The sequence below is a fragment of the Nocardia takedensis NBRC 100417 genome (assembly GCF_000308695.1).
Taxonomy (GTDB): Bacteria; Actinomycetota; Actinomycetes; order Mycobacteriales; family Mycobacteriaceae; genus Nocardia; species Nocardia takedensis.
In genome coordinates, this window is the sequence record NZ_BAGG01000097.1 from 1 (window position 1) to 19,741 (window position 19,741).

Sequence of the window (19,741 nt, forward strand, 5' to 3'; positions counted from 1 at the left end):
TCTGGTCCAGGTGGACCCGCTCCCCCACCGAGACCTCGACCGTCAGCACGGTCGACACCATCTCCGCGCGCACTTCCTCAGCCATGACACCCCATTCTCCGCTTGCCTGTATCCGCTGAAGGTACAGCCAACCACACGTGGAAGAATGTCCTTCGTTCAGATGTGGTCCCCGTACCCGCGGGGGTGATCCGGAGGTCTGCCATGGGCAAGCGAGGACGTAAGAAGCGTAGCCGCAAGGGAAATGCGGCCAATCACGGCAAGCGGCCCAACGCCTGAGTCGTGACAGCGAGCGGCCCGCACCTCCCTCGGGGATGTGCGGGCCGCTCGCTTTTCGTCTGTCCGGAATTCGGCTCAACCGTCGGTTGTCTCGATCCGCGTGATCGTCACCGAACGGCGGATCTCCAAGGTCAGCCGATCGCGCAACGACTCGGGGGCGCGATCCCCACCGCACTTGCGGCTGAGCAGCCCTTTGATCTTTTCCTCGATGCCGTAGGCCTCGATGCACGGCGAGCAGTGATCCATGTGGTGCTGCAACCGCGCCCTGGTCGACTCGTCGCATTCGCCGTCGAGCATCAACCACACATCCGCGAGCACCGCCGTGCAGTCGAGCTCCATGTCGGGGTCCCGCTCGCTCACTGCTTGACCTCCTGGCGATCGCTCCGATTGAACCCGCGCTCACGCGCCACGTCGGCGAGCAAGCCCTTGAGCTGCTTGCGTCCGCGGTGCAGCCGGGACATCACCGTACCGATGGGTGTGCCCATGATGTCGGCGATCTCCTTGTACGGGAAGCCTTCGACATCGGCGTAGTACACCGCCATGCGGAATTCCTCGGGCAATTCCTGGAGCGCGGCCTTGATGTCGTCGTCGGGCAGCGCGTCGAGGGCCTCGACCTCGGCCGAACGCAGACCCGTGGAGGAGTGCTCGGCGGTGGCGGCCAACTGCCAATCGGTGATCTCGTCGGTCGGGTACTGCGCGGGCTGACGCTGCTTCTTGCGGTAGGAGTTGATGTAGGTGTTGGTGAGGATGCGGTAGAGCCAGGCCCGCAGGTTGGTGCCCTCCTTGAAGGACTTGAAACCCTGGAACGCCTTGACGTAGGTCTCCTGCACCAGATCCTCGGCGTCGGCGGGATTCCTGGTCATGCGCAGGGCCGCGCCGTAGAGCTGGTCGAGCATGGGGAGCGCGTCGCGCTCGAACCGCCGGGCCAGTTCCGCCTCGTCGGCGGGCCCTCGGCCCTCGGCGGGCGCCGGCTCGCCGGCCACCACGTCATCGTCGCTCGTCACACCTGTCCCTTCGATCGGCGTACCTACCGAATCTACCGGCAGATCGCGATCGAGGGTCACGCGCGGGTGCCACGGCCCGGCCGCGGTCGATACCGGACGTTCGTCGAGCAGCACGGTCACCGACATATCTCCTTCGCGTCGTAGGGGTCCGTTCGCCGAGAGCGCAATTCCGCATCTCATTCACACGCATGCAACAGGAATCCGGGCCGCTGTGTTCCCGTCCCCGCTGCCGCGGGGCGGCCCCCGGCGGCCCGCGCGGGATTCGCGAGCGGAAATCCGTTGTCGATCTCCGGGCGGGCGCGGTTAGGGTGACGGCCATGGCAGGCGCGTCGACCCCGGCGATCCGGGCGCTGAGCGCGGCGGGCGTCGCCCACCGCGTGCACACCTACACCCACGATCGGCGCAGCGATTCCTACGGCGGCGAAGCCGTGGACGCGCTCGCCGCGCGTCTCGGGGTCGCGCCCGCGCAGATCTTCAAGACCTTGGTGATCGAACTGTCCACCGGCGCGCTGGCGGTCGCGGTGCTGCCGGTGCCGAATTCGCTGTCGCTCAAGGCCGCCGCGGCCGCGCTGGGCGCGCCGAAGGCGGCGATGGCCGAACGGGCCAAGGTGGAGCGGTCCACCGGTTACGTCCTGGGCGGCATCTCCCCGCTCGGTCAGCGCAAGGCACTGCCGACCGTGGTCGACGCCTCGGCGTCGACCTGGGATCGGGTGCTGTGCAGCGCGGGCCGCCGCGGCCTCGAAGTGGACCTGGCCCCGGCCGATCTGATCCGGGTCACCGGCGCGGTCAGCGCGCCGATCACGGCCTGAGCCGTCCCGGCACGGCAGAATGCGCTACGGCACCACCCTTCGCAGTCCGCTCCGACCCGAGGATGTGATGTGGATGTCCCCGCACCGATCGCGCCGCACGGCCCGCGCCCTGGTGGGCGCGGTTCTCGTCGGTCTCACCGCCCTCGCCGCACCCGCCGCCCTCGCCGCGCCGCCTGCGGCCGTGCCGATCGTCGGCGACGGCCCGTTCGCCGGTCCCGACACGACGCACGCGCCGCCCGGCGCACCGCGGGACGAGCGCGCGGAGAAGGCCGAGGACCTCGGCGGCACGCTCGCCAACGAGGTCATCGACTTGGTGACCGGGGTGCTGACCTGCGGTCTGAACATCGCGACCGACAGCGTCAAGTGCACCCTGTGAGTCGGCGAAGGCCGCTCACAGCAGGCTGATCTGCCCGGATTCCGGGGCGGGCTCGGCTTCCTCCAACAGGTCGGGGCCGTTGTTCTTGACGCTGTTCACCCTGCTGGACACCGGCCGCATGACGATGTCGGCGACCACGGACGGGTCCGGGGTGCGCAGCAGTTCCGCCGGCGCGGGGTGATCGGGATCGAGCCAGGCGTCCCAGTGCTCGCGCGGCATGGGCAGCGGCATCCGGTCGTGGATCGTGGTCAACTCGCCCACCGCGTCGGTGGTCAGAATGGTGCACGACAACAACGGGCTGCCCTCGGCCTGTGACCGGTCACGCCAGACGGACCACAGTCCCGCCATGTAGAGCCGATTCCCGTCGCTCTCGGACATGAAGTAGGGGTGTTTGACGGCTTTCGCGCCGTCGCCCTTCGGTTCGACCAGCCATTCGTACCAGCCGTCCATCGGGACCAGGCAGCGCCGGTGTTTCACCGCGTCGCGGAACGAGGGCGTGGTGGCCGCCTTGTCGGCGCGCGCGTTGAACAGCGGTTTTCCCTTGACCGGAATTCCGGGTTCGGCGGCTTTGGTCCACACCGGGATCAGCCCCCAGCGCATCCGGCGGATGCGCAGGCGCGGGTCGTCGTCGGGATGGTCGCGATCGTGTCGTCGCACGACGGTCAACACCTGGGTCGTGGGAGCGACGTTGTAGTTGGCGAAACCGCTTTTTCCGCCGGAATCGTCGGTTTCGTCGATCGCGTCGAGTTCGACCGCGAGCCTGCCGGGATCGGTGGTCGTCGCATATCGTCCGCACATGAATTCGATCCTGCCACCCCGATCGTGGAACGTCCGCGCCATTTGGGGGCATACTGGTGACCTGGTGAGAGTTTTGACTTAGCATTCTCTCAACGATGGGTTGGATCACACCCACCGTCCGGGCACGCGCACCGACCGGCCGCACCACCGTCAAGAGGAGATTTCCACCGTGACAACCACCGAGACCAACCCCGCCGCCGCGCCGGACACGGCGCTGAAGGCGGTCGATCCGGCCACGGGCGAGGTCATCGCGACCTACACCATCGACGACGAGGACGCGGTGCGCGCGGCCGTCGCCAAGGCCCGCGGCGCGGCCGCCACCTGGGGAGCGCTCAGCTACGACGACCGCCGCAAGCACCTGCTGCGCTGGTCGAGCCGCCTGGTCGCCGACGCCGACGAGTTCACGAAACTCATCCACAAGGAGAACGGCAAGCCGGTCGACGACGCCTTCCTGGAACTGATGCTGGCCCTCGAGCACATCGCCTGGGCCGCCAAGAACGCCAAGAAGATCCTCTCGCCCAAGAAGATCTCCCCCGGCGCGATGATGGCCAACTTCACCGCCCGCCTCGAGCAGCGTCCGCTCGGCGTCGTCGGCGTCATCGGCCCGTGGAACTACCCGGTCTACACCCCCAACGGCTCCATCGCCTACGCGCTGGCCGCGGGCAACACCGTCGTGTTCAAGCCGTCGGAGTACTCCACCGGCATCGGCAACTTCCTCGCCGCCGCCTTCAAGAAGGCCAACCCGGAACTGCCCGAGGGCGTCTTCGAGACCATCAACGGCTACGGCGCCACCGGTGCGGCGCTGGTGCGCTCGGGCGTGGACAAGATCGCCTTCACCGGGTCCACCGCGACCGGTAAGCGCATCATGGCCGACGCCGCCGCGACCCTGACCCCCGTGCTGCTCGAATGCGGCGGCAAGGACGCGGTCATCGTCGCCGCCGACGCCGACATCAAGGCCGCCGCCGACGCCGTGGCCTGGGGCGCGACCGCCAACAGCGGTCAGACCTGCGCCGGTGTCGAGCGCGTCTACGTCGACCGTTCGGTGCGCGACGAATTCGTCGCCGAGGTCAAGCGGATCCTGAAGGACGTCAAGCCGGGTTCGGACGGCAAGGCCAGCTACGGCCCGATGACCATGCCCAGCCAGATCGACATCGTGCGCCGCCACATCGACGCCGCGATCGCCAGTGGCGGCACCGCCGTGCTCGGCGGCCCGGAGTCGGTCAAGGGCCCGTTCATCGAGCCGGTCGTGTTCGTCGACGTCGACGAGAGCTCCGAGGCGGTGGCCGAGGAGACCTTCGGCCCGACCCTGACCATCCGCACCGTCAACGGCGTGGACGAGGCGGTCGAGTTGGCCAACAACTCCAAGTACGGCCTGTCCTCGGCGGTCTACTCCAAGAACCACGGCCTCGAGATCGCCCGCCGCCTGCGCGTCGGCGCGACCTCGGTGAACTCGGTGCTGGCCTTCGCGGCCATCGCCGGACTGCCCTTCGGCGGCGTCGGCGACTCGGGCATCGGCCGCATCCACGGCGAGCCGGGCCTGCGCGAGTTCTCCCGCCCGCATTCGATCGCGGTGCAGAAGTTCACCATCCCCGGCATGGCCCTGATGAGCTACGCCCGCACCGACTCCACCATGGGTCTGCTGCGCAAGATGGTGCCGTTCCTGCACGGCCGCCACAAGTAAGCCGGCATACGCACACCTACGGGCGGGACGCGATCGCGTCCCGCCCGTACGTCTCGATTACCGACCGGTTCGTGACCGCCGGCGTGTCCCGCGCGCCGATGGGTGAAGATGGACCCGTGACTTTCTGGCCAGCGCCCCATGTCGATGTCCCCGTCCACGCGACCGTCACCCTGCCCGGATCCAAATCCATCACCAACCGCGCCCTGATCCTGGCCGCGCTGGCGGACGGGCCGTCGACCATCACCGGCGCGCTGCGCAGTCGCGACACCGACCTGATGATCGGGGCGCTGCGGGCGCTCGGCGCGCAGATCACCGGCGACGCGGAAGAACTCGTGGTCACCCCGAGGCCGTTGCACGGCGGGCCGGTGGACTGCGGCCTGGCCGGAACCGTCATGCGCTTCCTGCCCCCGGTGGCGGCCCTGGCCGCGGGCGACACCGCCTTCGACGGCGACGCGCAGGCCCGCGCCCGCCCGCTGCGCACCATCCTCGACGCGTTGCGCGGCCTCGGCGCCGACATCGACGGCGACGCACTGCCCTTCGTCGTGCACGGCGCGGGCGAACTGCGCGGCGGCACGGTGACCATCGACGCCTCCGGGTCCTCGCAGTTCGTCTCCGGCCTGCTGCTCTCGGCCGCCCGCTTCGAGCAGGGCCTGATCGTCCACCACGACGGCAAGGCGCTGCCGTCCATGCCGCACATCGAGATGACGGTGGAGATGCTGCGCCGCGCCGACGTCGCCGTGGAGGCTCCCGCCGACAGCCGCAAGGCGCAGACCTGGCAGGTGCGGCCCGGCCCGATCCGCGCGGTGGACTGGGAGATCGAACCCGACCTGTCCAACGCGACGCCGTTCCTGGCCGCGGCCGCGGTCACCGGCGGCGAGGTCAGCATCCCGCACTGGCCGCGTCTGACCACCCAACCCGGCGACGTCATCCGGGAGATCCTGGTGCGCATGGGCGCGGAGGCGCGGATCTTCGACGGCGTGCTGACCGTGCGCGGACCGGAACGGCTCGCGGGCATCGACATCGACCTGCACGACGTGGGCGAGTTGACGCCCACCGTGGCGGCGCTGGCGGCCTTGGCCGATTCCCCGTCGTACCTGCGCGGTATCGCGCACCTGCGCGGACACGAGACCGACCGGCTCGCGGCGCTGTCCACCGAGATCAACCGGCTCGGCGGCAAGGTCACCGAGACCGAGGACGGCTTGGAGATCGAGCCGACGCCGCTGCACGGCGGTCGCTGGCACTCCTACGCCGATCACCGGATGGCCACGGCGGGAGCGATTCTCGGCCTGCGGGTGCCCGAGGTGCAGATCGAGGACATCGGCACCACCGCCAAGACCTTGCCGAATTTCGTCACGTTGTGGGAGCGGATGCTGGCCACCGCGCTATCGGGGCAGGGAGCGGCACACTGAATCGCGGGGCGGCGGGCCGGGAGCGACGGCCGTGAGCCGGGGGCGGTCGACGGCCAGCTACGACGAGTCCGACGTGCGGGTGCGTCCGGGGCGCAGTTCGCGACCGCGCACCAAGACCAGGCCCTCGCACCAGGACGCCGAGGCGGCGATGGTCGTCTCGGTGGACCGGGGCCGCTGGGGGTGTGTGCTCGACGGCGACCCCGACCGGCACCTCGTGGCGATGCGCGCGCGCGAACTCGGCCGGACGCCGATCGTGGTGGGCGATCAGGTCGACGTGGTGGGCGACCTGTCGGGCAAGCCGGACACCTTGGCGCGGATCGTGCGGGTGGCCGAGCGCAGCACGGTGCTGCGCCGCACCGCCGACGACACCGACCCGTTCGAACGCATCGTGGTCGGCAACGCCGAACAGTTGTTCATCGTGGTCGCACTGGCCGATCCGCCGCCGCGCACCGGTTTCGTGGAGCGGGCGATGGTCGCGGCCTACGCGGGCGGTCTGCGTCCGGTGCTGTGCCTGACCAAACACGATCTGGCGGCCGACTCCGAATTCGCCTCGGCCTTCGACGATCTGGATCTGACCATCGTCTACGGGGGTGTGGACGACCCGATCGAACCGGTGCTCGCGTTGCTCGACGGCACCCTCACCGCGTTCATCGGCCATTCCGGCGTCGGCAAGTCGACATTGGTGAATCGGCTTGTGCCGCAAGCGGATCGGGCCGTGGGCGAGGTGTCGGGCGTCGGCAAGGGCAAGCACACCTCCACCCAGTCGGTGGCGCTGCCGCTGCCCGCGGGCGGCTGGGTGATCGACACACCGGGCGTGCGCTCGTTCGGTCTGGCCCACATCACCCCCGACGACGTCATCGCCGCCTTCGACGACCTGTCGGCCGCCATCGAGGACTGCCCGCGCGGGTGCACCCACCTCGGTCCGCCCACCGACCCGGAATGCGCGCTGGATCGCCTGCCCGGCAAACAACGTCGCGTCGCCGCGATCCGACTGCTGTTGACCGCGCTGAACACCAACGACCCGTGGTGACGGCGCCTCAGCGGTGTACCGCGAGTTGGCGCGCCGACGGGAACTGCCGGGTCAGGGTGCGGTATTCGACGTGGAAGGCGGTCCTGGCGGCGACCAGGTGGCTGACGTAGCCGTAGAGCGCGGCCGCGGCCACCACGGCGCACAGGATCACGACCCACAGGTGCGCGCGCCACTGCACGCCCGCCGCGACGCACAGGCCGAGCAGGAGCAGGATCAGCAGACTCGCGCGGGTCGCCGAGGTCAGCCAGCGCCGCCGCACCGGTTCGAGCCGGGTCCGCAGGAACGCCGCGTACCAGACCTGAGCCTCCTCGATGACCCGCTCGGGCACCTCGGTCCGGCGTTCGGGATCCTCGAGCGGCAACGCCGTCTCGAACCTGTCACGCCACAGCCGGTACCCCCGCTCGGTGAACGGAGGGTCCGCGCGGCCGGATTGCTGCTGCTGCTCGCCCATGGCGAGCACGCTACGTGCACGAACGCCGATCCGCCCGTCGGGGGCGGGCGGATCGGCGTCGGAGAATCTCAGCCGCGACGGCGCGACTTGGGCGACCGATTCGACTTCGCTTGTGCACGAGCGGCTTCCCGACGTTCCCGGCGGGTGGTGCCCACCGAGTCGTCGCCGCCGTATTCCTCGGCGTCGTTGTGCACCTCGACGCGACCGCCCTCGTCGGGCCCGGCCGGACCCGAGTAGCTGTAGCCGCGCGGGGCGGAATCATCGATGCCCTTGGCCCGCAGCGCCGCCGGGGCCGCGCCGTTGGCGGGGGCCGGGTTCTGCTCGCTCGGCAGCGGCCGCGGCGCGCCCGCGCCCACCGGCGAACGCAGGCCGGGATCGACCGAGACGCCCTGCGGTTGCGGTTGCTGCACCTCGACCTGCAGGTTGAACAGGAAGCCGACCGACTCCTCCTTCAGACCTTCCAGCATCGCGGTGAACATGTCGAAGCCCTCGCGCTGGTACTCGACCAGCGGATCGCGCTGCGCCATCGCCCGCAGGCCGATGCCCTCCTTGAGATAGTCCATCTCGTAGAGGTGTTCACGCCACTTGCGGTCGAGCACCGACAGCAGCACCTGACGTTCCAGGTTGCGCATCGACCCCTCGCCGGCGAGACCGTCGATCTCCTGCTCACGCTTGGCGTAGGCGTCGTGGGCGTCATCGAGCAGCGCCTCGGACAACTCCTCCTTGGTCAGCTCACCCGCCTCGCCGATCTCGGTCTGGCCCGCGAGTTCCTTGTGATCCAGCGACACCGGGTACAGCGTCTTGAGCGCGCCCCACAGCTTGTCCAGATCCCAGTCCTCGACGTAGCCCTCGGCGGTGGCCCCGTCCACATAGGCGCTGATCACGTCGGTGATCATCTCCTGGACCTGGCCTTCCATGTCCTCGCCGCGCAGGATTCGGTTGCGCTCGCCGTAGATGACGGTGCGCTGCTGGTTCATGACCTCGTCGTACTTGAGGACGTTCTTGCGGATCTCGAAGTTCTGCTGCTCGACCTGGGTCTGGGCGCTCTTGATGGCCTTGGAGACCATCTTGGCCTCGATCGGCACGTCGTCGGGCAGGTTCAGCCTGGTCATGATGGATTCCAGGGCCGCGCCGTTGAAGCGCCGCATCAACTCGTCGCCCAGCGACAGGTAGAACCGCGACTCGCCCGGGTCGCCCTGACGGCCGGAGCGACCGCGCAACTGGTTGTCGATACGCCGCGACTCGTGGCGTTCGGTGCCCAGCACGTAGAGGCCGCCCGCTTCGCGCACCGCCTCGGCGTCCGCCTCGGTCTGCTCCTTGACCTGTTCCAGCGCCGAATGCCACGCGGCCTCGTACTGCTCCGGGGTCTCGACCGGGTCGAGTCCTTCCTTGCGCAGCAGGATGTCGGCGATGATGTCGGGGTTGCCGCCGAGCACGATGTCGGTGCCTCGACCCGCCATGTTGGTGGCGACGGTGACCGCGCCGGGCCGCCCGGCCTCGGCGATGATCTCGGCTTCCTTCTCGTGGAACTTGGCGTTGAGCACGCTGTGCGGGATGCCGCGCTTGGTGAACTGCTTGGACAGGTATTCCGAGCGCTCGACGCTGGTGGTGCCGATCAGCACCGGCTGACCCTTCTCGTGCCGCTCGGTGACGTCGTCGACCACGGCCGCGAACTTGGCTTCCTCGGTCTTGTAGATCAGGTCGGACTGGTCGGCGCGGATCATCGGCTTGTTGGTCGGGATCGGGACCACGCCGAGGTTGTAGATCGAGTGCAGTTCGGCCGCTTCGGTTTCGGCCGTACCGGTCATACCGGACAGCTTGTCGTAGAGGCGGAAGTAGTTCTGCAGGGTGATCGTGGCCAGGGTCTGGTTCTCCGGCTGGATCTCGACGCCTTCCTTGGCCTCGATCGCCTGGTGCATGCCCTCGTTGTAGCGGCGCCCGACCAGGATGCGGCCGGTGAACTCGTCGACGATGATGACCTCGCCGTCGCGGACGATGTAGTCCTTGTCCCGGTTGTAGAGCTCCTTGGCCTTGATCGCGTTGTTCAAGTAGCTGACCAGCGGCGAGTTCGCGGCCTCGTAGAGGTTGTCGATGCCGAGTTGATCCTCGACGAACTCCACGCCCGCCTCGTGCACGCCGATCGTGCGCTTCTTGATGTCGACCTCGTAGTGCAGGTCCTTCTTCAGCAGCGGCGCGATGCGCGCGAACTCGGCGTACCACTTGGAGGAGGCGTCGGCCGGACCGGAGATGATCAGCGGTGTGCGGGCCTCGTCGATGAGGATCGAGTCGACCTCGTCGACCACGGCGAAGTTGTGACCGCGCTGGACCAGATCGTCCAGCGAGTGGGTCATGTTGTCGCGCAGGTAGTCGAAGCCGAACTCGTTGTTGGTGCCGTAGGTGATGTCGGCGGCGTAGGCGGTGCGGCGCTGGGCCGGATTCATCCCGCCCAGGATCACCCCGACCTCGAGGCCGAGGAAGCGGTGCACGCGGCCCATCCACTCCGCGTCGCGCTTGGCCAGGTAGTCGTTGACGGTGACGACGTGCACGCCTTCACCGGACAGCGCGTTGAGGTAGGCGGGCAGCACACAGGTCAGGGTCTTGCCCTCACCGGTCTTCATCTCGGAGATGTTGCCCAGATGCAGCGACGCGCCACCCATGATCTGCACCTTGTAGTGCTTCTGGTTCAGCACGCGCCAGGACGCCTCGCGGGCCACCGCGAACGCCTCGAGCAGCAGGTCGTCGAGCGACTCGCCCTCGGCGTAGCGCTCCTTGAACTCGTCGGTCTTGGCCTGGAGCTCGGCATCGGTGAGCAACTCGATCTCCGAGCCCAGCGCGAGGACCTCGTCCGCGAGATGGGCGAGCCGCTTGACCATGCGGCCCTCGCCGATCCGTAGCAACCTCGTCAGTGTCAGCGCAGGCACGGGTCTCGTCAGTCCTCTGGTCGGTGTGTCATGTGTCGTCCCCCGCTCGGCGCGTCGCACCCGCCGAGCTCAGCGGATGTCCGCGGCACGCTCCATGGTAATGCGGCACCCATGGTAGGCGGCGGTGACCAGCGATGGCGGCTCGGTCACCGCGACCGCCGGGGGTGTTTCCCTCACCGTACTCGCCGGGCGGCGGGGCGCGAGTCGACGCCGCCCGCCGCGCGCACCCCTTCCGCCGCTGGTCGAATCGGAGCAGACTTCCCGGTGAGGGAATGCGCCCATTCCGCTCGATATGCCACAACAGCGCTTACGGTTCGTTGTAACCCACCACAATGGGGCTGGACAGCGACGGGCGGAAGGGAGCATCGGGCAGCGTGATCACGAGACTGACGCCGCAGGACGCGGCGTTCTATCGGCTCGAGTCGAGCAGCAATCCCATCCACATCGGCTCCCTGGCGATCGTCGCGACCGACGACGCCGCGCCCTTGGACTACGACCGCCTGGTCGACCTGGTCGAGAGCAGGTTGTCGATGGTGCCGCGCTATCGCCGCAAGGTGCGCGAGATCCCGCTGGACCTGGGCAGACCGGTCTGGGTGGAGGACAGCCGCTTCGACATCACCTATCACATCCGCCGCTCCGCGCTGCCCACGCCGGGAACCGACGCGCAACTGCACGAATTGATCGCCCGCCTCGCCTCCCGCCCGCTCGACCAGGGCAGGCCGCTGTGGGAGATGTATCTGATCGAGGGGCTCGCGGGCGGGCGCGGCGCGATCTTCACCAAGAGCCACTCCGCCCTCGTCGACGGCGACAGCGCCCTCGAGATCGGACACGTCATCCTCGACACCAGCGCCTCGCCGCGCGAACTCGCCGACGACGCGTGGGTCGCCCCGCGCGAACCCAACGAGGTCGAACTGCTGATCGGCGCGCTCAGCCGCTTGGCCGCCCGCCCGCGCGAGGCGGTCGACGTGCTGCGGGGGGCGGGGGCCGACGCGTTCGCGATGGTCGCCGCGGCGGGCAAGGCGGTCGACTCGGTGGTCTCGGCGGTGCGCGCGGCGACCCAGGGCGCGCCCGACAGCCCGCTCAACGCCAAGACCTCGCGCAGTCGCCGCTTCGACGTGGTCCGCACCGACCTCGAGGACTACCGCACCATCCGCAAGCGCTTCGACTGCTCGATCAACGACGCGATCCTGGCGGTGGTCACCGGCGCGCTGCGCAACTGGCTGCTCTCCCGTGACGAAGCCCTCACCGAACAGGCCACGCTGCGCGCGGTGGTGCCGATGTCGGTCTACGTCGAGGACCCGGCGGGCGATCCGACGACCCCCGACAGCGAGGTCTCCTCGTTCCTCATCGACCTGCCGGTGGGTGAGCCGAACCCGGTCATCCGCCTGTCGCACATCAAGCACGCCAGCGAGGCCGACAGTCGACAGCGCCGCGGCGTGCGGGCCCGGACGCTGGTGCACCTGGCCGGTTTCGCGCCCGCCAGCCTGCACGCGATGAGCGTGCGGGCGGCGAGTACGTTCGCAGAGCACACGTTCAACTTGGTGATCACCAACGCGCCGGGTCCGCAGACGCCGATGTACATCGGCGGCGCGCGGATGCTGGAGATGTATCCGGTGTCGCCGCTGCTGCGCAACCAGGCTTCGAGCATCGGGATCACCTCCTACGACGGGCAGGTCTTCTACGGGCTCAACGCCGATCGCGACGCGATGGCCGACATCGACGTGCTCGCCGCGTCGGTTCACGAATCCATGGAGGAGATGCTCGGTGCCTGCGCCTGATTCCGGCACGTCCGCGACCACCCGGGTCTACATCCCGGCGACGGTGCCGATGCTGCGCCGCCTGGTCGCCGAACGGGAACTGTTCCCGCTCGGCGGCACCGCCTTCGCGGTCACGCCCGCGCTGCGCGAGGCGTACGCCTCCGGCGACGACGAGGAGTTGGCGGAGGTCGCCATGGTCGAGGCCGCGCGCGCCTCGCTGCGCCTGCTCGCCGCCGACCGCGAGGAGTACGCCAACGCCCCCGAACCCGCCGAGGGCGAGCCGGGCGCGTCGAGTCCGGTGTACCGCCGCGCGGTGATCGCCGCGGACGTGACCGGCGTGAAACCGCGGCCGGATCTGGACGACGCGGTGGTGAAACTGTCCGAGGCGCTGACCTACCGGCAGATCGCCTCGGTGCACGTCGACCTGGCCGAGGCGGAGCCGGAGGTGGCCAAGGCCGTCGACGTGGTCGACGCCGCCGACCTGGGCGACACCGACGCCGAATTCGTGCTGGGCGACGCCGAGGACCACCAGTTGGCCTGGTACGCCGCCCAGGAGCTGCCGTTCTTGCTCGAACTGCTGTGACGGCGCTCCGCCGGGGCCGCGTCCACCCTGCCGCCCGAACCTACGATGCCGTAACCTTGCGATGAGCGGCCCCGACGGCGGCCGCCACGACAAGAGAGACGAACGGCACCGAATGGTCTTCAAGAATGTCCGCGAGTGGCTGGAGGCTCCGGCCGCGAGCGTCGCCGAGCGCGGCGGTCGGCTCAACGTGCTGCGCGGCGCAGTGGCGCGGGTGACCACCCCGCTGCTGCCCGACGACTACCTGCACCTGGCCAACCCGTTGTGGTCGGCGCGGGAACTGCGCGGCCGCATCGTGGACGTGCGCGCGGAGACCGCGGATTCGGCGACGTTGGTGATCAAACCGGGCTGGGGTTTCGACTTCCGATACCAGCCGGGTCAGTACATCGGCATCGGCATCCTGGTCGAGGGTCGCTGGCACTGGCGCTCCTACTCGCTGACCTGCCCGCCGAACTGGAGCGAGCCGGGTCACGAGGGCAAGCGGCTGATCTCCATCGCGGTCAAGGCCATGCCCGAGGGCTTCCTGTCCAGCCATCTGGTCGGCGGGGTCAAGCCGGGCGCCATCGTGCGTCTGCAAGCGCCGCAGGGCGGTTTCGTGCTGCCCGATCCGCCGCCGGAGAAGGTGCTGTTCCTCACCGCGGGCAGCGGCATCACCCCCGTGATGTCGATGCTGCGGACCATGGACCGGCGCGGACAGGTCGGCGACGTGGTGCACCTGCATTCGGCGCGCACCGAGGGCGATGTCATGTTCGGCGCGGAGCTGCGCACCCTGCACGACGCGCACCCGAGTTTCACCTCCCACGTGCACCTGACCGCCGATCAGGGCAAGTTCTCGCTCACCGAACTCGACGCGCGGGTGCCCGACTGGCGCGAGCGCGAGACCTGGGCCTGCGGTCCGGCCGGCCTGCTCGATGATCTCGAATCCCATTGGCGTGCCGCCGATCTGGCCGATCGCCTGCATGTGGAGCGTTTCGAGATCGAGCGGTCCGCGGTCGGCGAGGGCGGGAAGGTCACCTTCTCGCGCTCCGGCAAGAGCACCGAGGTCGACGGCGCGACGAGTCTGCTCGAGGCGGGCGAGTCGGCGGGTGTGCAGATGCCCTTCGGCTGCCGCATGGGCATCTGCCAGACCTGCGTGGTGACGATCGCGGCGGGCCACACCCGGGATCTGCGCAACGGGGACGAACGACGCGAGGGCGACAAGGTGCAGACCTGCATCTCCGCCGCCGCGGGGGACTGCACCCTCGAGGTCTGAGTCTTCGCCCGCCGCGGGCGGCGCAGACTTCGGGGACCGTGGACCCGCCGTACGGACGGGTACCCTCGTTGTAATAACCCAGAGAAGGGACTCCGGTGGCCATCACCGACATCAAGGCGTTCGCTCATCTGACGGCCGCCGACATCGAGACCCTGGGGCAGGAACTCGATTCCATCCGACGCACGGTCGAGCTGTCCCGAGGCGACCGAGACGCCACATACATCCGACGCACCATCGCCGCCCAGCGCGGCCTCGAGGTGGCGGCGCGCGCGATCCTGTTCGGCAGCCGCAACCGATGGGCCTGGCTGGCGGGCACGGCGATGCTGTCGGTGGCCAAGATCATCGAGAACATGGAACTCGGCCACAACATCAGCCACGGCCAGTGGGACTGGATGAACGATCCGGAGATCCACTCCGGCACGTGGGAGTGGGATCAGACGGGCCCGTCCTCGCAGTGGCGGCGCGCGCACAACTACTCCCATCACACCTACACCAACGTGCTGGGCAAGGACGAGGATCTCGGCTTCGGCATCCTGCGCATGACGCGCGACGAGCAGTGGAAGCCGATCCACCTGGTGCAACCGGTGGCGAACCTGATCCTGGCCGCCTCCTTCGAGTGGGGCATCGCCCTACACGACTGGAGCATCGACAAACAGATTTCGGGTGTGCCGCCCAAGGAACTGATGTCGGCGCCGAACCGCGAATTCGCCCGCAAGATAGTCCGGCAGGTCGGCAAGGATTTCGTCATCTACCCCGCACTGACGGGGCCGGCTTGGAAGTCCACGCTCAAGGCCAACGCCACCGCGAACCTGGTCCGCAATCTGTGGGCCTACGCGGTGATCTTCTGCGGCCATTTCCCGGACGGCGCGGAGAAGTTCACCATCGAACAACTCGAGGGCGAGACGGCAGGCGAGTGGTATCTGCGCCAGATGCTGGGCAGTGCCAACTTCAAGGCCGGCCCCGCGATGGCGTTCATGAGCGGCAACCTCTGCTACCAGATCGAGCACCACCTGTTCCCGGATCTGCCGAGCAATCGGTACGCGGAGGTCGCGGTGCGGGTGCGCGAGTTGTGCGACAAGTACGACCTCCCGTACACGACGGGGTCGCTGGGCAAGCAGTATCTGCTGGCGTTCCGCACGATCCACAAGTTGGCGCTGCCGGACCGTTTCCTCAAGCGCACCTCCGACTACGCGCCCGAGACCTCCTCGGAACGCATGTTCGCGGGCATCACGCTGCCGTCGCTGCCCACCGAGCGCTGGGCCGAACACCACCGCAATCCGGAGAACCACCGGGTCATCCTGGATCCGGCCACCGGCAAGCGGCGCGGGCTGCGTTCGGCGCTGGCCGAGGCGAAAGTGGTGCTGCGGGAGAAGGCCGAACACGAGAAGCAGGTGCTGCGCGAGGCCAAGCGGGCGTTGAAGGACAAGGCCCGGCACGAACAGCAGGTGCTGCTCGAGGCGAGCGCGGCCTGGCAGGAGCGGGCGCGCGCCGAGAGCGCGGGACGGAAGTCCGCGCGCGAGCGCGTCTTCGGCGTGCTGCGGCGCGGACGCTGACAGCGTTCGCGTTCGCGCGCGTGCGCCACTAACATTCTTCCCGCTCGTCCACAATGCGGTATTTGCCACACCCGAGGGCCGCTTCCCGACAACCTACGGTCTCGTAACTTACGGTACTGTAACTGGTATGGCGATCTCGGATGTCAAGGAGTACGCGCACCTCACCGAAGCCGACGTGGAGGCGCTCGGTGCGGAGTTCGACGCGATCAGGCGGGACATCGAATCCTCCCGTGGAGCGAAGGACGCGCGCTACATCCGCAATGTCATCCGGTTGCAGCGCGCGCTCGAGATCAGCGGTCGCACGGTCCTGTTCGCGAGTTTCCTGCCCCCGGCCTGGCTGGCGGGCGTGGCCCTGCTCGGCACCGCCAAGATCATCGAGAACATGGAGATCGGGCACAATGTGATGCACGGTCAATGGGATTGGATGAACGATCCCGAAATCCACTCGAGCTCTTGGGAATGGGACAACACGGGCCCGGCCAAGCACTGGAAGCAGACCCACAACTATCTGCACCACAAGTACACCAACGTCCTGGGCATGGACGACGACATCGGCTACGGTCTGCTGCGCGTGACGCGCGACCAGCGGTGGAAGCCGTTCAACCTCGGCAACCCGGTCTACAACCTGCTGCTGCAATTGTTCTTCGAATACGGTGTGGCGATCCAGCATCTGGAACTGGGCAAACTCGCGGCGGGCCGCTACCCCGAGGGCTCCCCGGAGCGCGCCGAATTCGACCGCAAGCGCTCGGAGGTGCTGACCAAGATCGGCAAGCAGGTCGGCAAGGACTACCTGCTGTTCCCGCTGCTGACCGGTCCGGCCTTCTTCACCACGCTCACCGCGAATCTCGCCGCCAACATGGTGCGCAACGTCTGGACCAACGCCGTGATCTTCTGCGGCCACTTCCCCGACGGCGCGGAGAAGTTCACCAAGGCCGATATCGACGGCGAGACCCACGGCGAGTGGTACCTGCGGCAGATGCTGGGCAGCGCCAACATCTCCGGCGGCGCGGTCATGCATTTCATGACCGGCAACCTGAGCCACCAGATCGAACACCACCTGTTCCCGGATCTGCCGAGCAACCGCTACCGCGACATCGCGGTGCGGGTGCGCGCGCTCGCCGAGAAGTACGACCTGCCCTACACCACCGGATCGCTTCCGGTGCAGTACTTCAAGGCGTGGCGGACCATCGCCAAGCTGGCCCTGCCGAACAAGTACCTGCGCCACACCGCCGACGACGCCCCGGAAACGGCCTCCGAGCGCAAGTTCGCCGGTGACACCGCACCGCGCTTCGACCCCGTGACGGGCAAGCGTCGCGGCCTGCGCACCGCGCTGTCGGAGGGCCGCCGCCGCATCGCCCGCGCGGTCCCCCTGGGCTGAGCCCGCCGCGCCCCTGCTTGGATGGGGCGCGTGTGTGCCGACCAACCGAAACTCCCCAGCGCCGACGTCGAATCGACCGCGGCGGGCGATCCACGGGCAACGGATATCGCTCGCCCCGAGCGGGTGACCCTGTCCGCGGCGGGTGCCGCGACCATGGGCGTGTACGAGGCGATCCGCACCCGACGGGACGTGCGCGCGGAATTCACGGGCACGCCGGTGGACGAGCAGACCCTCTGGCGCATTCTCGGGGCCGCCCATCGCGCGCCGAGCGTCGGTAATTCCCAGCCGTGGGATTTCGTGGTGGTCCGCGAGCCGGCGACGCTGCGCGCCTTCGCCGAGCACGTCGCCGACCATCGCGTCGCCTTCCGTGACGCGCTGCCGCCCGAGCGCGCGGCGACCTTCGACCCGATCCGGATCGAGGGCATCGTGGAGAGCGGCACCGGTGTGGTGGTCACCCACGACGACGCCCGCGGCGGTCCCCAGGTCCTCGGCCGCGCCACCGTCCCCGAGACCGGACTGTTCTCCACGGTGTTGGCGATCCAGAATCTGTGGCTGGCCGCCACCGCCGAGGGCATCGGGGTCGGCTGGGTCTCCTTCTACGATCCGCCGTTCCTGGCCCAACTGGCCGGCCTGCCCGCGGGTATCCGGCCGGTGGCGTGGCTGTGCGTCGGACCGGTCACGGCCTTCCAGACCGTGCCCGACCTGGAACGCTTCGGCTGGCGGGACGGACGCCCGCTCGCCGACGCGGTGCACCGCGAGACCTTCACCGCCGGCCGCTGAGCGCGCTCGCTCGCACGGCGGAATCACCGCGCCGCCGGTGAGCCCGGTCCACCGCGCTGTCTCCCGGAGGTCGCGTCGCCGTCGGTCGAAGGTCGGTGCGCGGTCGGCCCAAGGTCGCGTCGGCAGCGACCGAGATCCGTGCCGTCGTTCAGGTGAGGTTCTCGACGGTGACCGGTTCGATCCCTTCCTCCGCGGGCAGCGCGAACCCGAAGACCTGTCCGTAGAAACTCAATTCGGCGTCCAACGCGCGCCGGATGTTCTCCGCGCGCCGGAAGCCGTGCTGTTCGCCCTCGAACAGCAGGTAGGCCACCGGGACCCGACGGTCGCGCAGCGCCTGGACGATCATCTCGGACTGGTTGGGCGGCACCACCGCGTCCTCGCTGCCCTGCAACACGATCAGCGGTCTGCGGAAACGGTCGACGTGCCGGATGGGCGAACGGTCGAGGTAGATATCGCGCCGGGCCGGATACTCCCCGATCAGGCCGTCGAGGTAGCGGCTCTCGAATTTGTGCGTCTCGGCGGCCAGCGCTTCCAGATCGGCGACGCCGTAATGGTCGGCGCCTGCCGCGAACGGGGTGTCCTCGCGGGCGAGGGCGGCGAGGGTGGTGTATCCGCCCGCCGAACCGCCGCGGATGGCGAGCCGTCGCGGGTCCACCCGGCCCTGGTCGGCGAGTCCGCGTGCCGCGGCGATGCAGTCGGCCACGTCGACCACACCCCACGCGCCGCGCAGTTGCTCGCGGTAGGCGCGGCCGTAGCCGGTGGAGCCGCCGTAGTTGACGTCCACCACCGCGAACCCGCGACTGGTCCAGTACTGCGTGGCAGGCGAGAGAACCGGCAGCGCGTGCGCGGTCGGGCCGCCGTGGATCATCACCAGCAGCGGCGGCAGTTCCCCGTCGGGGCCGCGGTACCGGGCGCTCGCGGGCGCGTAGAACAGGGCGTGCGCGGTGCGCGGCGCGCCGTCGCCGTCCACCGAGGGGAACGAGATCGGTTCGGGCACCGCGATTCCGGCGGGATCGAGCCCGATCTCGCGCGGCGGACGCAAGGTCTCGACCCGCGTGACGCCGCCACCGCCCGCGACACCCGGCGCGGCCTCCGCGCCGAACTCGACCTCGTCCGCTTCCGGTGCACCGCCGATCTCGACCCGGTGGACGCCGAATTCGGCGGTCGGGGAACCCGCCACCAGGACCACCGCGTGCGCGTCGGCGCGCACGACCGCGCTGATCGCGGTGAACGGCAGGTCGAGGTCGACCAGTGTGCCGTCCGGGCGACGCAACCCGAGACCGTCGCATCCCTCGCGCCAGCGGGCGAACACGATGCCCGCGTCCAGGACCGCGTACCGCGCCGACCCGAGTTGCCAGGCGGGCACGCCGATCTCGGCCGCCACCTCGATCACCGGGGCGACTGCGCCGTCGGGTGTCCAGCGGTACAGGTTCCACCAGCCCGCGCGATCGGACAGGAACAGCAGCGTCCCGTCGGCCTGCCAGCGCGGTTCCAGTACCGACTCCCCCGGTCCGCCCGCGACGACGGTGTCCGCGCCTGTCACCAGGTCGCGCACCCGCAGCACGGTGTCGTCCCACGGCATGGCCGGATGGTCCCAGGACACGTACGCCAGCGAGGACCCCGCCGGGTCCAACCGGGGCGCGACGACGAAATCCGGGCCGCTCACCAGGACCTCCGGCGGGGCCG

At 69.2% G+C, this 19,741-nt stretch carries 18 protein-coding genes; 12 read left to right on the forward strand and 6 right to left on the reverse strand.

Annotation, left to right across the window (positions count from 1 at the left end; genetic code table 11):
- The first annotated feature begins 201 nt into the window (after nt 1-201).
- A complete protein-coding gene (locus tag ON30_RS42315) occupies nt 202-276 on the forward strand; it encodes a 50S ribosomal protein bL37 (protein WP_022597109.1) in 75 nt (24 codons plus the stop codon).
- Between the two features lie 75 nt (nt 277-351).
- Here ON30_RS42315 and rsrA read toward each other — a convergent pair whose 3' ends face one another.
- Both rsrA and ON30_RS21080 read right to left on the reverse strand, forming a co-directional pair.
- Nucleotides 352-636: a mycothiol system anti-sigma-R factor gene (rsrA, locus tag ON30_RS21075; RefSeq protein WP_040709452.1), complete on the reverse strand. Its 285-nt coding sequence runs from the start codon at nt 634-636 to the stop codon at nt 352-354.
- A complete protein-coding gene (locus ON30_RS21080) occupies nt 633-1,280 on the reverse strand; it encodes a sigma-70 family RNA polymerase sigma factor (protein WP_157183799.1) in 648 nt (215 codons plus the stop codon). Before ON30_RS21080 ends, rsrA begins: the two co-directional genes overlap by 4 nt.
- Nucleotides 1,281-1,597: 317 nt before the next feature.
- Between ON30_RS21080 and ybaK the strand changes: the two genes are divergently transcribed.
- Complete coding sequence (gene ybaK / locus ON30_RS21085; protein WP_040709454.1) at nt 1,598-2,089, forward strand: Cys-tRNA(Pro) deacylase; 492 nt, start codon at nt 1,598-1,600, stop codon at nt 2,087-2,089.
- Between the two features lie 73 nt (nt 2,090-2,162).
- Entirely contained in the window at nt 2,163-2,465 is a 303-nt protein-coding gene (locus ON30_RS21090; RefSeq protein WP_157183800.1) for a hypothetical protein, read from the forward strand.
- Between the two features lie 15 nt (nt 2,466-2,480).
- Here ON30_RS21090 and ON30_RS21095 read toward each other — a convergent pair whose 3' ends face one another.
- Nucleotides 2,481-3,263 carry an SOS response-associated peptidase gene (locus ON30_RS21095; protein ID WP_040709457.1) on the reverse strand — a complete coding sequence of 261 codons (783 nt, stop codon included), beginning with the start codon at nt 3,261-3,263 and terminating at the stop codon, nt 2,481-2,483.
- Nucleotides 3,264-3,432: 169 nt separating this feature from the next.
- Between ON30_RS21095 and ON30_RS21100 the strand changes: the two genes are divergently transcribed.
- The 3 genes from ON30_RS21100 to rsgA all read left to right on the forward strand — a co-directional run bounded on the left by ON30_RS21100 (nt 3,433) and on the right by rsgA (nt 7,383).
- Complete coding sequence (locus ON30_RS21100; protein ID WP_040709466.1) at nt 3,433-4,944, forward strand: aldehyde dehydrogenase family protein; 1,512 nt, start codon at nt 3,433-3,435, stop codon at nt 4,942-4,944.
- Nucleotides 4,945-5,042: 98 nt separating this feature from the next.
- A complete protein-coding gene (gene aroA, locus ON30_RS21105; protein ID WP_040709467.1) occupies nt 5,043-6,353 on the forward strand; it encodes a 3-phosphoshikimate 1-carboxyvinyltransferase in 1,311 nt (436 codons plus the stop codon).
- Between the two features lie 31 nt (nt 6,354-6,384).
- A complete protein-coding gene (rsgA, locus tag ON30_RS21110) occupies nt 6,385-7,383 on the forward strand; it encodes a ribosome small subunit-dependent GTPase A (protein ID WP_218006290.1) in 999 nt (332 codons plus the stop codon).
- A 7-nt stretch (nt 7,384-7,390) separates the two neighbouring features.
- Here rsgA and ON30_RS21115 read toward each other — a convergent pair whose 3' ends face one another.
- Nucleotides 7,391-7,834, reverse strand: a complete 444-nt coding sequence (locus tag ON30_RS21115; RefSeq protein WP_157183801.1) for a hypothetical protein — start codon at nt 7,832-7,834, stop codon at nt 7,391-7,393.
- Between the two features lie 68 nt (nt 7,835-7,902).
- Nucleotides 7,903-10,707 carry a preprotein translocase subunit SecA gene (gene secA / locus ON30_RS21120; protein WP_051029691.1) on the reverse strand — a complete coding sequence of 935 codons (2,805 nt, stop codon included), beginning with the start codon at nt 10,705-10,707 and terminating at the stop codon, nt 7,903-7,905.
- Nucleotides 10,708-11,129: 422 nt separating this feature from the next.
- Between secA and ON30_RS21125 the strand changes: the two genes are divergently transcribed.
- The 6 genes from ON30_RS21125 to bluB all read left to right on the forward strand — a co-directional run bounded on the left by ON30_RS21125 (nt 11,130) and on the right by bluB (nt 18,055).
- Nucleotides 11,130-12,533 carry a WS/DGAT/MGAT family O-acyltransferase gene (locus ON30_RS21125; protein WP_040709468.1) on the forward strand — a complete coding sequence of 468 codons (1,404 nt, stop codon included), beginning with the start codon at nt 11,130-11,132 and terminating at the stop codon, nt 12,531-12,533.
- A 49-nt stretch (nt 12,534-12,582) separates the two neighbouring features.
- Nucleotides 12,583-13,095, forward strand: coding sequence for a DUF6912 family protein (locus ON30_RS21130; protein ID WP_040709470.1), 513 nt, complete (start codon nt 12,583-12,585; stop codon nt 13,093-13,095).
- Nucleotides 13,096-13,207: 112 nt separating this feature from the next.
- Nucleotides 13,208-14,344 (forward strand): ferredoxin reductase, encoded by a 1,137-nt coding sequence (locus ON30_RS21135; protein ID WP_040709472.1) that lies wholly within the window; start codon nt 13,208-13,210, stop codon nt 14,342-14,344.
- Nucleotides 14,345-14,439: 95 nt separating this feature from the next.
- Nucleotides 14,440-15,897, forward strand: coding sequence for a fatty acid desaturase family protein (locus ON30_RS21140; protein ID WP_040709463.1), 1,458 nt, complete (start codon nt 14,440-14,442; stop codon nt 15,895-15,897).
- A gap of 127 nt (nt 15,898-16,024) precedes the next feature.
- Entirely contained in the window at nt 16,025-17,275 is a 1,251-nt protein-coding gene (locus ON30_RS21145; protein WP_040709464.1) for a fatty acid desaturase family protein, read from the forward strand.
- A gap of 153 nt (nt 17,276-17,428) precedes the next feature.
- The gene (gene bluB, locus ON30_RS21150) at nt 17,429-18,055 is read left to right on the forward strand and encodes a 5,6-dimethylbenzimidazole synthase (RefSeq protein WP_040709473.1); all 627 of its coding nucleotides are present in this window, start codon (nt 17,429-17,431) and stop codon (nt 18,053-18,055) included.
- Nucleotides 18,056-18,203: 148 nt separating this feature from the next.
- Here bluB and ON30_RS21155 read toward each other — a convergent pair.
- Nucleotides 18,204-19,741: S9 family peptidase (locus ON30_RS21155; protein ID WP_040709474.1), on the reverse strand; the 1,538-nt coding region annotated here is incomplete at its 5' end.

Coding starts and splice junctions, on each gene's coding strand:
- ybaK (WP_040709454.1), top strand. CDS start 1,598: ATGGCAGGCGCGTCGACCCCGGCGATCCGGGCGCTGAGCGCGGCGGGC.
- ON30_RS21090 (WP_157183800.1), top strand. CDS start 2,163: ATGTCCCCGCACCGATCGCGCCGCACGGCCCGCGCCCTGGTGGGCGCG.
- ON30_RS21095 (WP_040709457.1), bottom strand. CDS start 3,263: ATGTGCGGACGATATGCGACGACCACCGATCCCGGCAGGCTCGCGGTC.
- aroA (WP_040709467.1), top strand. CDS start 5,043: ATGGGTGAAGATGGACCCGTGACTTTCTGGCCAGCGCCCCATGTCGAT.
- ON30_RS21115 (WP_157183801.1), bottom strand. CDS start 7,834: ATGGGCGAGCAGCAGCAGCAATCCGGCCGCGCGGACCCTCCGTTCACC.
- secA (WP_051029691.1), bottom strand. CDS start 10,707: ATGGTCAAGCGGCTCGCCCATCTCGCGGACGAGGTCCTCGCGCTGGGC.
- ON30_RS21130 (WP_040709470.1), top strand. CDS start 12,583: ATGCTGCGCCGCCTGGTCGCCGAACGGGAACTGTTCCCGCTCGGCGGC.
- ON30_RS21135 (WP_040709472.1), top strand. CDS start 13,208: ATGGTCTTCAAGAATGTCCGCGAGTGGCTGGAGGCTCCGGCCGCGAGC.
- ON30_RS21145 (WP_040709464.1), top strand. CDS start 16,025: ATGGCGATCTCGGATGTCAAGGAGTACGCGCACCTCACCGAAGCCGAC.
- bluB (WP_040709473.1), top strand. CDS start 17,429: ATGGGCGTGTACGAGGCGATCCGCACCCGACGGGACGTGCGCGCGGAA.